Origin of the sequence: Serratia sarumanii, from assembly GCF_029962605.1 — a bacterium.
GTDB classification, from domain to species: Bacteria; Pseudomonadota; Gammaproteobacteria; order Enterobacterales; family Enterobacteriaceae; genus Serratia; species Serratia sarumanii.
This window is the reverse complement of the sequence record NZ_CP124750.1, coordinates 4,285,456-4,298,324: the sequence shown is the minus strand read 5'-3', so window position 1 is coordinate 4,298,324 and position 12,869 is coordinate 4,285,456. Positions and strand designations below refer to the sequence as shown.

The following is a 12,869-nucleotide window of genomic DNA, read 5'->3' as shown; positions in this document are numbered from 1 at the left end:
TCATGGCGATGCGCTTAAATGAAGATCTGGACGACAGCGGCGAATTGCATGAAATCAACGTGACGCCGTTTATCGACGTCATGTTGGTGCTGTTGATCATCTTTATGGTGGCCGCGCCGCTGGCAACGGTAGATATCCGCGTCGATCTGCCGGCTTCTTCCGCCAAACCGCAGCCGCGGCCGGAAAAACCGGTGTTCCTGTCGGTGAAGGCCGACAAGCAGCTCTACGTTGGCGATCAGCCGGTGAATGCCGATCAGCTGACTTCGGTGCTGGATCAACGCACTCAGGCCAACAAAGAAACCACCATCTTCTTCCAGGCGGACAAGAGCGTGGACTATGAAACGCTGATGAGCGTGATGGACACTCTGCGTAAAGCCGGCTACCTGAAAGTGGGGCTGGTGGGCATGGAAGGCGCCGCCAAGTAGCGGCAGCAAAACGATAAAGGGCGCTCAGGCGCCCTTTTTTATAGATTCAGAAATATCACTCCTCGGCCAACAACGCCCGCGAACCGGCATGGCGCCAGTGGATACGGCCCGGCAGGTAAAGCGCGTTCTGTTCCAGCGGCCGCTCGTCGATGAGCGCGGTGACCTGGCTGAAGCTATGTTGCGCCAGCGCCCGGCAGTCCTGCGCCACCGTGTCTATCTTCAACGTCATGCAGTCGAACAGGTAGTGATCGTCGAAGCTGCATAGGTGGATGTCGCTTTCCATTAGCTGATGCTGAGTCAGATAACGCAATACCCCTTCCAACAGGCCGCAGGCGGCGGTGAACAGCGCTTTGGGCGGACGCCCCAGCTGTGCGCACAGCTGAGCGAACATCTCGTAACCCGAGCTGGGGTGATAGCTGCCGTTGATGATCCATTCCGGTTTGCACGATACGCCGGCGCGCTCCAGGCCAAGCTGGAAGCCTGCCAGCCGATCGCGGGTCGGTGAAATGCGCGGTTGCCCGCCGAGAAAATAGATCTCATCCGGATGCTGACGCGCGACCTTTTCCACCAGGTCGGCGGTCGCATTAACCGAGTCGGTGATCACCAGCGGCAGTTCGGAACCGGCGATCAGGCGATCCATCTGCACCACCGGCAGCCCGGCGTTGATCTTCTGGTATTCCGCGTCGTTCAGCTGGCTGGAGGCGACGATCAGGCCGTCGACCTGCCGCTGCACCAGACTGTTCACCGCCATCATCTCCTGCGCCGGGTTTTCATCGGTACAGGCGATCAACAGCTGCAGACCGGCCTCGCGGCACAGCGTTTCCAGCTCGCGCGAGATCACCGCAAAGCCGTAGTTGGTCATCTCCGGCACCACCAGCCCCAGCGTGTGGCTGCGGTTGGAGCGCAAAGAGCGGGCGTGGATGCTGGGCTGATAATGGTGTTCGTGCGCCAGCGCCAGAATGCGATCGCGGGTGTCGTCGGACACCCGGTATTCCTTGCTGCGGCCGTTCAGCACCAGGCTGGCGGTCGATTTCGACACCCCGGCCAGCGTGGCGATGTCACTGATGGTAATGCGTTTATTTTTTTTCACTGACGCCGTCTGAAGTCATCGGAGGATGCGTCATTCTAGCATGCATGGCGTCAGCGGCCAGTATTCCAACGCCAGCGGCGCGCTCCCGTTCAGCCGCAGTTGCGGTTCAGCTGCCGGGAAGTAGCGCGCGCTCATCACCGCCTCGCCGTGGTTGATGAAAATCTCCACGCTGGAACGATCGAACAGCAGCTGCAGATGCGTGACCGGGCCGTGCCAGTAACGGTGCTCCGGCCTACCGTCGGCCAGGGAAGCACGCGTCAGCTGCAGCCGTTCGCCGTCCCAGCTCAGCGTCATGGCGTCGCCAAAGGCGGCGCTGAACGCGCCCTGCGGCGTCAGCTGCAGCTCCGCGGCGCCCAGCGCATAGGCGGGGGCGTCATCGGCGTGGCCTTGCCAGCCAGCCCGCTCGCCGCGCAGCTGTTGCAGCTCGCGCGCCGGGCGCTGGTAGAGGCGGCCATGCTGCAGCGACAGCTCGCGCGGGCAGGTCATGGTGTGGATCCAGCCGTAACGGCGCGTCGGGTGGGCTTCTTCATCTTGCTCGGGCACGCCCATCCAGCCGAACAGCAGGCGGCGGCCATCTTCCGCCTGCGTCGTCTGGGGCGCGTAGAACTCGAAGCCGGCGTCCAGCTCGCGAAATTCGCCGTGGCTGAAGGCCGCCTGCCGGTAATCCAGCTTACCGAGCAGATAGCCGGCCTGATAACGGTTGAGATAGCGTTCCGGCTGCGGCGCCAGCCCCTGCGGGCAGCAGATCAACACGTCGTCGCCGTCCAGCGAGAACAGATCCGGGCACTCCCACATGTAGCCGAATTCACCCAGGTCGTTCAGGCCGGAACCGGCGATCTCCCCCAGCGCTTGCCAGTCGCGCAGATCGCAGGAACGCAGCAGCAGCACCTTGCCGCGATCCTGCAAGTCACGCGCGCCGAGCACCATGTACCAGGCATCCTGATGACGCCACACTTTCGGATCGCGTACGTGGCCGCTGTAGCCCTCCGGCAGCGGCAGCACCGGCCCGAGTTTGCGGTATTCGCCCCGATCGCTTTCCTGAGCCAGGCATTGGTAAGCGGTGCGCGAGCCGTCGGGGAATTTCACGTTGCCGGTGTAGATCAGCGTGATTTTGTCTTCCGCCACCACCGCCGAGCCGGAGTAACAGCCGTGGCTGTCGTAACAGGCGCCCGGCGCCAGGGCGATCGGCTGATGTTCCCAACGCAATAAATCGGTCGATTGCCAGTGTCCCCAGCACTTGTTGCGATGATCGCAGCCCAGCGGATTCCACTGATAGAACAGGTGATAAACGCCGTTGTGCTGGATAAAGCCGTTGGGATCGTTCAGCAAGCCAACGCTGGGCGCCAGATGCCAGGCCGGGCGGTGCGGATCGCGCAGTGCGCGTGGCTGGCCGTTCATTACCGCCCGCAGCGCTTGTTTGATTAAGCTGAGTTCTTCCATCATTGCGCGTCCGTTTTATATTTCAGCAGCAGGGAGAGCACGAAGGCGCTGCCAAAAGCGATCGCCAGGCCGATGATATAGCTGACCAGCGAACTGGCCTGCACGATCGCCATGCCGGGGATCGCCGTCAGCCCGACCGCGTTCATGCCGACGTGGTTGGCCACCACCCAGGCGCCGCCGAGCGCGCCGCCCGCCAGCGCCGCCAGGAAAGGCTTCACGAAGCGCAGGTTGATGCCGAACAGCGCCGCCTCGGTGATGCCGAGCATGGCGGAAAAGGCCGACGGCACCGCGATGGCTTTGATTTTGGCGTCGCGGGTTTTGAAATACACCGCCAGGCAGGCGCCGCCCTGCGCGATGTTGGCCATCGACCAGATCGGCAGCAGGAAGTTGACGCCGATATTGGGGTTGCCGAGCAGCCCGGCCTCTACCGCATGGAAACTGTGGTGAATGCCGGTGATGACGATAGCGGAATAGAGGCCGCCGAACAGCAGCCCGGCGAACCAGCCTGCATGGGCAATCAGCGTGCTGAGCACGAAGGAGATGCCGTCGCCCAGCGCCCGGCCGGCGGGGCCGATAAACAGCAGGGCGACAAAGCCCGAGATGACCACCGTCAGGAACGGCGTCAGGATCAGATCGAGCGCGTTGGGGATCACCTTGCGCAGCCGCTTTTCCAGCACGCTCATGAACCACACCGTCAGCAGCACCGGGAACACGGTGCCCTGATAGCCGATCATGGCGATCTCCAGACCGAAGAAGTTCATGGTATGGAACCCCTCGGCGACGCCCCAGGCGTTGGTCAGCGCCGGATGCGTCAAAATGCCGCCGAGCGTGGCGCCCAGATAGGGGTTGCCGCCGAATTCGCGTGCGGCGGTGAAGCCGATCAGAATCGGCAGGATAATGAACGCCGCCGAGCTGAACATATCCAGCATGATGAACAGCGCGCTGTTGGCATCGGCCCAGCCGTAGGTTTTCACCATGCCGAGCAGCCCCATCAGCAGGCCGGAAGCGACGATCGCCGGAATGATCGGCACGAAGATGTTCGACAGCAGGCGGGCGATGCGCTGCAGCGGGTTGAGCTTTTTCGCCGCGATATCGGCGGCTTCGGCCTTGCTGGATTCGCTGACGCCCGCCGCCTTGATGAATTCCGCATGCACCTTGTTCACCAGCCCGGTGCCGAAGATCACCTGGATTTGACCGGCGTTGCTGAAGCAGCCTTTGACGCCGTCCAGTTTGCCGATGGCCTCTTTGTCCACTTTGCCGTCGTCCACCAGCACCAGACGCAGGCGCGTGGCGCAGTGGGCGGCGCTGGCGATATTCTCTTTACCGCCAAGCAGCGGCAACAGCGCGTTGGCGGTTGCGGTAATGTCCATGTTGTCCCCTTGCTAAATAAAAATGCCGCCGCGCCGTTTGCGGCGCAGCGACGTGAATCGATGTCAGAAGAAATACTTGAATCTGGCGCGCATGCCGTAACGTTGATCGCTGTCGCCGTTGGCTATCTTGTTGTCGGCGTTGGCTTCCAGCAGCGACACATAGGCGCCCAAATACAAATTGAAATTCTTCATATTCATAATGTTAGGTATCTGATACGACGCGTGAACGGTGTGGATGTCGTAGTTGCCCGGTTCGCTGAGCGGGTTGTGGATATCGGCGGCGATCCCGGCGGTATTGAACTCTTTGATATTGTTATGAGCATAGATATAACCCAGTTCGAAGCGCCGCCACAGCACGTTGACGCCGGCGGTGAAGTCTTGCTCGCCTGAGGCATCCAGATAGGCGGTGCTCAGGTTGGCCACCACGCCGCTGTCCGGATCGGCGGCGCTGTTGTTCCAGCTCATCGTCATGCCGTAGCCGTTGCGCTTGGACTGATCGACGAAACGGCCCTGGCCGTCCCGATAGCCGTAGGCGTTATTCACCACGTTGCTTTCCATCGCCGCCGCGATGCTGAAGGCGTCTTTTTTCCAGGCGATCACCGGCCGTAAATAGGCGACGTTTTTCTTATTGTCCAGGGCGTTGCCGTGGTAGCTGTTGTCCTGGAACAGCGAAGTGCCGTCCTCCACCAGCGTGTTCAGTTCGAAATAGACATCACCGGCGTATTTGCTCAGCATCAGGTTGCCGCCGCTGCTGCTGCGGCCGCGGCCCTCTTTCATCATGTAGATATAGCCGAAGCCGTCGGCGTACAGATCGTTGGCGGTATTGCCGGAGTATTGAATGAAGGTGTCCTGATTCAGCGGGAACATGTCGTAGGCTTCAAAGCGGCCGATTTTGGTTTGCCAGTTCTTTTCATTGCCGAAGAAGAAGGCGGCGTCGTCCAGGTTCATTTTGCCGGTCATGTCCGCCAGCGGCTGCACGCTGAAGCCGGAGAAGTTGCCGTCCGGATTGCGGCGGTAGCCGTCCAGCCCGACCAGAATGCGGCCGTTGATATCCCAACGTTCTTTGTTGCCGGGCTTCCAGTCCTTGTGGTCGCTGCCTTTCAGCGACGTCAGTTGGCCGCTGCGGCTGGCGCCGTCCAGATTGAACTCCACATCCCCGTACAGCTTCAGGTCATTGAATCCGCTCAGCTGCAGCGCGCTGGCCGGGGCAACCGGCGTTTCCGGCGTGGCGGCCTGCTGCGCAATCTGTGCGGTTTGCCGTTCGGTGTTGGCGGTGCGTTGTTCCAGCTGTTGCGCCCGACGTTCCGCCGCCGTCGCGCGGGTTTCAGCCTGTGCGGCGCGCCGTTCCGCCTGCGCCAGACGTTGTTCCAGCGCGTTGAGACGTGCCTCGATACTGCCGCTGCCCGAGGCCGCTGCGCTGGAAGCGGAGAGGAAAAGCCCTGTTGTTATCGCCAAATAGCTGAGTTTTTTTATCATCGTCTATCATCCGGGTAAGGGTTGTTATTATTGTTTGCTAAATTGCTAAACCGGTTTTTCATGGCGAAAGATAACGAGAGCGAAGCGAGCTGGCAACTCAGTTAGCTAACCCGATTCAGCTATTGTGATCGAGCGCGCAAATCGTGGGTAAAAGCACGGCGAACCTGCGGATCGCCGTGAATGCTGTGGATCAACGCAGGAAAGCGGCCAGCTCGTCGGCGCGGGGCAGGGCGGTCATGGCGCCTTTGGCGGTGGTGGCCAGCGCGCCGCAGGCCTGGGCCTGGGCGATAACCGCCGGCCATTGCGCTTCCTGCGGCAATTCGTGAAGGCGCGCCAGCGCCGCTAACAGCCCGGCGACGAAGGCGTCGCCGGCGCCGGTGGTATCGACCGGCACGATCGATGGCGCGTGGAAATGGCGTAGACGCTGCCCATCGTGTATGCAGACGCCGTCGCCGCCCAGCGTCACCAGCAGCAGGCGCAGCGGATAGGTTTGCATCATCCAGCGAATGGCGTTCTCCAGATCGTCAAGATGGCTGATGAAAGCCAGCTCTTCGCGCGACAGCTTCACCACGTCCGCCAGCAGCAGCGCCTTTTGCAGGCAGGGGCGCAGCGCTTCCGGCTGGCGCCAGACCTCTTCGCGGATGTTGGGATCGAAACTGACCCGGCCGCCGGCCGCCCGAATGCGTTCCATCGCCGTAAAGGCCGCGCTGCGGCTGGGCTCCTGCGAGAGCGCGATGGAGCAGAGGTGCAGCCATTCGCCCCGTTGGAAAACCGGCAGATCGTCGGGCTGCAAAAACAGATCGGCGCTGGGCTGCACCATAAACGTGAATGAGCGCTCACCCTGCAGATCGAGATCCACCACGACCGTGGAGGTGTGGTGTTCGGGATCCGGCCGCATATGGCCGATATCCACCCCTTCATCGCTCAGCACCTGCTGCAAAAAGGCACCGAAGCCGTCTTGCCCCACCCGCCCGATAAAGGCGCTGTCGCCACCGAGCCGGGCGATGCCCACCGCCACGTTAGCCGGCGCGCCGCCGGGGCATTTGAGATAACCGTTGGCATTTTCCGGCACCAGGTCGATCACGGCGTCGCCCAGTACCCATACGCGATTCATCATGCTTAATCCCTGTTTTTGTCCTTGTCAGATGGGTTGCTAAAATAGAAGAACCGGTTTAGCAAGGCAATGAAATAATGCGCTGGGGCGTTTGGTCAGTGAGGAAGATCAAAAACAGGATGGGCAAGATGTGGGAAAACCGCCCGCGATTCGGTCGGGCGGTTTGATGAGCGAAGCGCCTGTGGTGGGCACTAGAGCGTCAGAAGGCGATCGCCCCCTGCACGAAGAAGGTGCGCGGTTCGCCGACGTACTTGCCGAAGTTATTGTCGTTGGAGCGGGTGAAGTAACGCTGATCGAACAGGTTTTTCACCCCGGCGCCCAGCGTCAGGTTCGACAACTGCGGCCCGAAGTTATATTCCCCGCGCACATTCCACACCATGTAACCGGCGATATCGCCGAACTGACCATCGGCGCTTTCCTGCGTGACGTACTCCGGCCCGGTGCCCGGCGAATGCTGTTTGGACTGCGCGTAGCCGTCCAGATTCCATACCCAGCTGCCGGTGGCGTAGCGCGTGCCGACGGTATAGACCTGGCGCGAGTAGAACGGCAGGTCTTTACCGGCGAAGTCGCCCTTATCGGTGCTGGCCTTGGTGTAGGTATAGCTGGTATAGACGCTGGCGCCGTCGAGCGCCCGGTTCAGCTCGCTGAGATCGTAGCTGAGCGCCAGCTCGATACCTTTGTGCTTGGTGGCGCCCATATTGGTCCAGCCCACGTCGTTGCTGATGTATTGCAGCTGGTTATCGAAGTCGATGTAGAACAGCGTGGCTTCGGCTTTGACCACGGTGTCGTCGTAGCGGGTGCCGAATTCATAGGTATGCGCTTTCTCCGCCGTCAGCCCCGGCGCAGGTTGGTTGCCGTTGCCGCCTTTGGTCAGCTGGAAATACTGCATGCTGCCGAACGAGGTGTTGGCGTTGGCGAACAGCTTCCAGGCGTCGGACAGGTGGTACATCACGTTCAAGGACGGCAGCGGTTCGCTGTAGCTTTTCTCGCGGCTGATGTTGTTGAAGGCATCGTCCACGTGGGTGCGGATGCTTTCATAACGAAGGCCCGGCGTGACCGTCCAGTTGCCGACGTTGATGGTGTCGTCGATATAGAACGCGTTGGCCGCGGTGCCGCCGGAGGTGTGCTGGTAATAGTCCGGGGTCTCCGGCGTCGAGCCGATATCCGCCGGATTATACCAGGCCGAACGCGACGCCTTTTCGTCCATGGTTTCATTCAGGTAACGGTAACCGAGGGTGATTTCGTGCGCCATATCCCAGAAGCGGAAGACCTGCGAATAGCTTGGTTCGATAGCCCAGGTTGAATAGTGACGCGGATAGGAGACCATGCGCCGCTGGCCCGCGTTTTTGCCGGTGCCTTCCGATTCGATGTTGCTGCCGCGGTAGCTGTCGGTGAAGTAGGTCAACACTTCGAACTGTTTGTCGTCTTCCTGATGTTTGTACTTGAACGACATATCCTTGCGGCGGCCTTCGAACTGGTCCCACGGCCGCGTGGATTGGAACGGGTTTTGCGAGTATTGCGCGGCACTCAGCCCGCCCGGCATGCCGGCTTTGGCGTCGTAGTAGTGGAAATTGGCCAGCAGCTCGTCGCGATCGCTGAACGCATAACGCGTTTTCAGCATGAAATCGTCGATGTCGGTGTTGTCGTTGTTGTCGCGGTAGCCCTGGCCGTGCAGGCCGGAGTAGAGCAGCTCGGCGCCGAGGCCGTTGTCTGCGGTGCCGCCCACGGAGGCGCTGGTCAGGGTCTTCAGGCCGCCGTGGCTGGCACCCTGGGTTTGTACGCTGGCGGTGCCGCCAAACGTTTTGGGAATGTCTCGGGTAACGAAGTTGATCACGCCGCCGACGTTCTGCGGCCCGTAGCGCACCGCGCCGCCGCCGCGCACCACGTCCACCGATTGCAGATTACCGATAGACAGCGGGGCCATCGACAGCTGCGGCTGGCCGTAAGGCGCGACTGCCAGCGGGACGCCGTCCATCAAAATGGTGGAGCGCGGAGAAAGACGCGAAGTCAGGCCGCGCACGCCGACGTTGAGCGAGATGTCGCTGCCGCCGGTGCCGTTGCTGTCGCGCACCTGCACGCCGGGTACGCCGCGCAGGCTGTCGGCGATGGTTTGGTCGCCCTGTTCGTGCATCTGCTGCTGGGTGACGATGGAACGCGCGCCCGGATGGTTGAGCAGCACCGAACTGGTATCAGGGTTGTCCAGCCAGTTGCCGACGACGGTCACAGTGTCGGTATCGTTCTGAGATGAATTATCAGTAGCAAGGACAGGGAACGCGACGGCGATGGCAGCCGTCAGCAGGGAAAGCCGAAAAAGAGGTGACATAATAATGCCTTAAGAGTTTCAGACCCGGATGTGTTTTTTTAGAAAAGACAATCTTAATGATAATTATTGGCAAGTAAATAGAATTGTTACGGGATAGTTAAGTGGGTAACTAAATAATGAATGCGGGAAACAGGGCCCGGCTGGCGGGCCCTGGCGGGGGTTATTGCGGCGTAAGCCAGAAGACGCCGCTGTAATCCAGCGCGGTGAATTTCTGATGCACCATTTCGATATCCGCTTGCGGATCAATATCTTTAAACAGCGCCGGGTGCAGGAATTTGGCGATCGCCTCAACGGCGATAAAGTTGAGCGGCGTGTCGTAAAATTGATGGTAAATCGCCATCACGCGTTTTTCTTTCACCGCTTTCAGCACGTTAATGCCGGTGCGATCCAGCAGATGCGCCAGTTTCTTTTGGCTGGTGGCCATATCGGTAGCGTAACCCAACGGCACCGCCAGCGTGCCGCGATGCCCGCGGCTCCAGTCGGCGCCGGTCAGCAGATAGAAATCCGGGTTGCTGCTGATCACCTGCTCGACGTTCACTTCACCGCCCATGTCTGAAAACAGCTTGCTGCCGATATTGTTGCCGCCGGCGGTATCGATGAACTGCCCGAAGCTGCCTTTGCCGAAGGTGTTGCAGCACTGATCGCCTTTGATGCCGGCGCTGCGCTCGATGAAGACGCTGGGGCGCTGCTCCGGTTTCAGCGTGGCGACGAGCTGGCGCACCAGCTCGAGGCGCTGCTGATAGAGGCGAATAAAGGCGTCGGCGTTGGGCTGCTCGTCAAACACTTTACCCAACAGCGCCATGCTGGCGACGGTGTTGGTCAGCGGCTGCTGGCGAAAATCGATGATCAGCACCGGGATGCCGACTTTTTCCAGCTGGGTCAGTACGCCGCTGTCTTTCAATTTGCTCAGCAGACCGATGTCGAAAATGATCAGGTCCGGTTGGCGCACCACCGCGCTTTCCACGCTGAAATCACTGGTGTAGGGGTTGTCGAAGGTAGGGATTTGCATGACCTGCGGAAATTTTTTCGCATAGGCTTCAACCAGATCCGGTGCTTTGACCTTCAGAGAGTTGTCCCAGGCGATGATGTTTTTCAGCGGCTGCTGCGGGTGCAGAATATTCAGCGCCAGCAGCGCGCGGGCATCGGCCAGAATAACGCGTTTGGCCGGTTGCGGCAGGGTGACCTGACGGCCGGCGACATCGGTGACGACGATAGGCGCGGCTTGAGCGGCGCCGGCCAACAGCAAAACGCAGGCGGCCAACCAGCGGCCGGCTTTGGCGATAAGAACAGCGGGCATGAAGATCCTTGGGTAATCGGCTGGGAACGAGAACGCAATGATAAGCGATATCCTTTCGCTTTTTGAACTCCCTTGATGCCGATCGATTACCCCTGGCCCATCAGCGGGTCGCTGACGCTGTGTTCGCCATCCTCCAGCCGCCCCGCCAGGCGGCGCAGCCAGCCGTCGGTGCCTTGCAGCGTAAGGTCATACCAACCGCCGCTGGCGCGGGCGTCAAACGCTTGCTGGTGGCTGCCGCCCGCCGGCAGCGTGATAGGCCACGGCCCTTGCTGCGTGTAGGGGCAGCGTTCGAGGGTGACCGCTATCGCTTCGGTGCCCGGATTGTTCAGCTGCAGCAGCAGGCTGCGGCCCGTCGGGCGTAAACGCACCTCCGGCTGTGGCCGGCTCAGGGTGCCGCGCAGCTCGCGATGAAAGCCGTTGGGGCCGAGCAACCACAGATGGTACTCATTCTCCGCCAGCCAGTCGTCGCTGACCGCCTTACCCGCCTCGACGGTAAAACGGCGCGGGATCTGCGTCAGATCCCGCCGATCGTAGACGTGAAACACCGCTCCCTGCTCGCCGGTATTGAACAGGTTCAGCGTCACGCGGCGCTGCTCGGCCGCGACGGTGGCTTCAACGTGCAGCTGGTAGGGCAACGCGCGGGAAGGGCGTGCCAGGCGGCGTTGATGGGGCAAACGCTGGTGGGAGGGGGATGGCAGCGGCACCTGCGGCAGCTGTTCCTGGCGCAGGCGCAGGCCGTCGGCGGCGTGGCGGCTGGTGGCGGGCAGGCTCGGCAGCGCTTCGCCGTTAGGATCGACAAAGTTGAACGCCGAGGTGAGATCGCCGCACACCGCGCGGCGCCAGGCGCTGATGTTGGGTTCATGCACCTGAAAGCGCTTTTCCAAAAATTGCAGCACCGAGGTGTGATCGAAGACCTGCGAGTTGACCCAGCCGCCGCGGCTCCAGGGCGACAGCACCAGCATCGGCACCCGTGGGCCGGGGCCGTAGATGCGGCCGTCCGGCGGCGGTTGATCCTGCGAACCGGGCGGGGCCACGTGCTGGAAGATCTCGGTGTCGAACGGCACGGTCGATTTACCGGCGAAGCTGCCGTCTTCGCGCAGCGACGGCGCGGAAGGCGAAGGCATATGGTCAAAAAAGCCGTCGTTTTCGTCGTAGTTGACCAGCAGGACGGTTTTACTCCACACCTCCGGGTTGTCGGTCAGCGCGTTGAGGATCTCTTGGGTGAACCAGCCGCCCTGCACCGGGCTGGAGGGATCGGGGTGTTCCGAATAGGCCGCCGGCGCGATGATCCAGCTGACCTGCGGCAGTTTGCCCTGCTGCACGTCGGCGCGGAATCCGGCCAGCATGGCGTCCAGATCGTTGCCGTCGGCGGCCGGCAGGGTGTTGCCGTTGCCCTTGTACAGCGGCGCGGCCTCGTTGAGCGCATCGCTGTAGGTCACGAAGGCGTTGAAGTCTTTCGGCGGCCGCGCCGGATTGCCCACCTGAATGCTGGCGGCGCGGTATTGGCGAAAACCCGCCAGCGGGTTGTCGGTAAAGTTGTCCGGCAGGAATTGATACACCTTCCAGCTGACGCCGCTTGCCTCCAGCCGTTCCGGATAGGTTGTCCACTGGTAGCCAATCTCCGCCGGGCCGGGGCTGTCCCACTCGTTGACCACCACCGCCACGTCGGCGGCGGACGGGCCGTTGGTGCCGGTCCAATGGAACAGCCGGTTGGTGTTGGTACCGGCGTGAATGGAGCAGTGATAGGCGTCGCACAGGGTAAAGGCGTTGGCCAGCGCGAACTGGAACGGCAGCTCCTGCTGGCGGTAGTAGCCCATCGAGGCCGGCGTTTTGTAGGTGGGCCAGGCGCTCATGCGGCCGTGATCCCAGGCGGCTTGCTCATCCACCCACGAGTGCGGCGTGCCGGTGACGCGCTGGGCGTTGCCGCGTTGGCTGTCCAGGTGGTAGGGCAGCACCAGCCGCTCGGCGCCCTGCTGCTGCCAGACGTGGCGATCGCCGGGCAGTGGAATGGTGAAACGATCGCTGAAGCCGCGCACGCCAGGCAGGGTGCCGAAGTAGTGGTCGAAAGAGCGATTCTCCTGCATCAGGATCACCACGTGTTCGACGTCGCGCAGGGTGCCGGTGCGGTTATTGGCGGGAATGGCCAGCGCTTTGCGAATCGAGGCCGGCAACAGTGAGAAAGCCGATCCGATGGCGGCAGCCCGCAGGATGTCTCTGCGTGAAAGGTCAGGCATGCGTCGTTAATCTCCGTCAGTGTGCTTTGAAGATAGCCGCTGACGACGATAATGGCGAAAAATAACAGGGAGATGAATGCGAGGGAAACAATGCTCCCCG

Annotated in this window: 9 protein-coding genes; 1 reads left to right on the top strand and 8 read right to left on the bottom strand. The window is 61.5% G+C overall.

Going from position 1 to position 12,869, the window contains the following annotated elements; translation table 11 throughout:
- The first annotated feature begins 2 nt into the window (after window positions 1-2).
- Window positions 3-425 carry a TonB system transport protein ExbD gene (gene exbD, locus SSARUM_RS20355; protein WP_004937307.1) on the top strand — a complete coding sequence of 141 codons (423 nt, stop codon included), beginning with the start codon at window positions 3-5 and terminating at the stop codon, window positions 423-425.
- 55 nt (window positions 426-480) lie between these two features.
- Here exbD and SSARUM_RS20350 read toward each other — a convergent pair whose 3' ends face one another.
- The 8 genes from SSARUM_RS20350 to SSARUM_RS20315 form a co-directional block, all read right to left on the bottom strand.
- Window positions 481-1,515, bottom strand: coding sequence for a LacI family DNA-binding transcriptional regulator (locus SSARUM_RS20350; protein ID WP_033636042.1), 1,035 nt, complete (start codon window positions 1,513-1,515; stop codon window positions 481-483).
- Window positions 1,516-1,545: 30 nt separating this feature from the next.
- Window positions 1,546-2,955: a sucrose-6-phosphate hydrolase gene (locus SSARUM_RS20345; protein ID WP_060388263.1), complete on the bottom strand. Its 1,410-nt coding sequence runs from the start codon at window positions 2,953-2,955 to the stop codon at window positions 1,546-1,548.
- Window positions 2,955-4,325, bottom strand: a complete 1,371-nt coding sequence (locus tag SSARUM_RS20340; protein WP_060430984.1) for a sucrose-specific PTS transporter subunit IIBC — start codon at window positions 4,323-4,325, stop codon at window positions 2,955-2,957. The genes SSARUM_RS20345 and SSARUM_RS20340 overlap by 1 nt, the downstream gene beginning before the upstream one ends.
- 63 nt (window positions 4,326-4,388) lie before the next feature.
- The gene (locus SSARUM_RS20335) at window positions 4,389-5,798 is read right to left on the bottom strand and encodes a carbohydrate porin (protein WP_060431003.1); all 1,410 of its coding nucleotides are present in this window, start codon (window positions 5,796-5,798) and stop codon (window positions 4,389-4,391) included.
- A gap of 193 nt (window positions 5,799-5,991) precedes the next feature.
- Complete coding sequence (locus SSARUM_RS20330) at window positions 5,992-6,918, bottom strand: aminoimidazole riboside kinase (RefSeq protein WP_060430987.1); 927 nt, start codon at window positions 6,916-6,918, stop codon at window positions 5,992-5,994.
- A gap of 196 nt (window positions 6,919-7,114) precedes the next feature.
- Complete coding sequence (locus SSARUM_RS20325; RefSeq protein ID WP_060430988.1) at window positions 7,115-9,238, bottom strand: TonB-dependent receptor family protein; 2,124 nt, start codon at window positions 9,236-9,238, stop codon at window positions 7,115-7,117.
- A 160-nt stretch (window positions 9,239-9,398) separates the two neighbouring features.
- Window positions 9,399-10,535: an ABC transporter substrate-binding protein gene (locus tag SSARUM_RS20320; RefSeq protein WP_039567180.1), complete on the bottom strand. Its 1,137-nt coding sequence runs from the start codon at window positions 10,533-10,535 to the stop codon at window positions 9,399-9,401.
- Between the two features lie 86 nt (window positions 10,536-10,621).
- Window positions 10,622-12,769: a phosphocholine-specific phospholipase C gene (locus SSARUM_RS20315; RefSeq protein ID WP_039567182.1), complete on the bottom strand. Its 2,148-nt coding sequence runs from the start codon at window positions 12,767-12,769 to the stop codon at window positions 10,622-10,624.
- Window positions 12,770-12,869: the final 100 nt, after the last annotated feature.

Coding starts and splice junctions, on each gene's coding strand:
- exbD (WP_004937307.1), top strand. CDS start 3: ATGGCGATGCGCTTAAATGAAGATCTGGACGACAGCGGCGAATTGCAT.
- SSARUM_RS20345 (WP_060388263.1), bottom strand. CDS start 2,955: ATGGAAGAACTCAGCTTAATCAAACAAGCGCTGCGGGCGGTAATGAAC.
- SSARUM_RS20340 (WP_060430984.1), bottom strand. CDS start 4,325: ATGGACATTACCGCAACCGCCAACGCGCTGTTGCCGCTGCTTGGCGGT.
- SSARUM_RS20330 (WP_060430987.1), bottom strand. CDS start 6,918: ATGATGAATCGCGTATGGGTACTGGGCGACGCCGTGATCGACCTGGTG.
- SSARUM_RS20325 (WP_060430988.1), bottom strand. CDS start 9,238: ATGTCACCTCTTTTTCGGCTTTCCCTGCTGACGGCTGCCATCGCCGTC.
- SSARUM_RS20320 (WP_039567180.1), bottom strand. CDS start 10,535: ATGCCCGCTGTTCTTATCGCCAAAGCCGGCCGCTGGTTGGCCGCCTGC.
- SSARUM_RS20315 (WP_039567182.1), bottom strand. CDS start 12,769: ATGCCTGACCTTTCACGCAGAGACATCCTGCGGGCTGCCGCCATCGGA.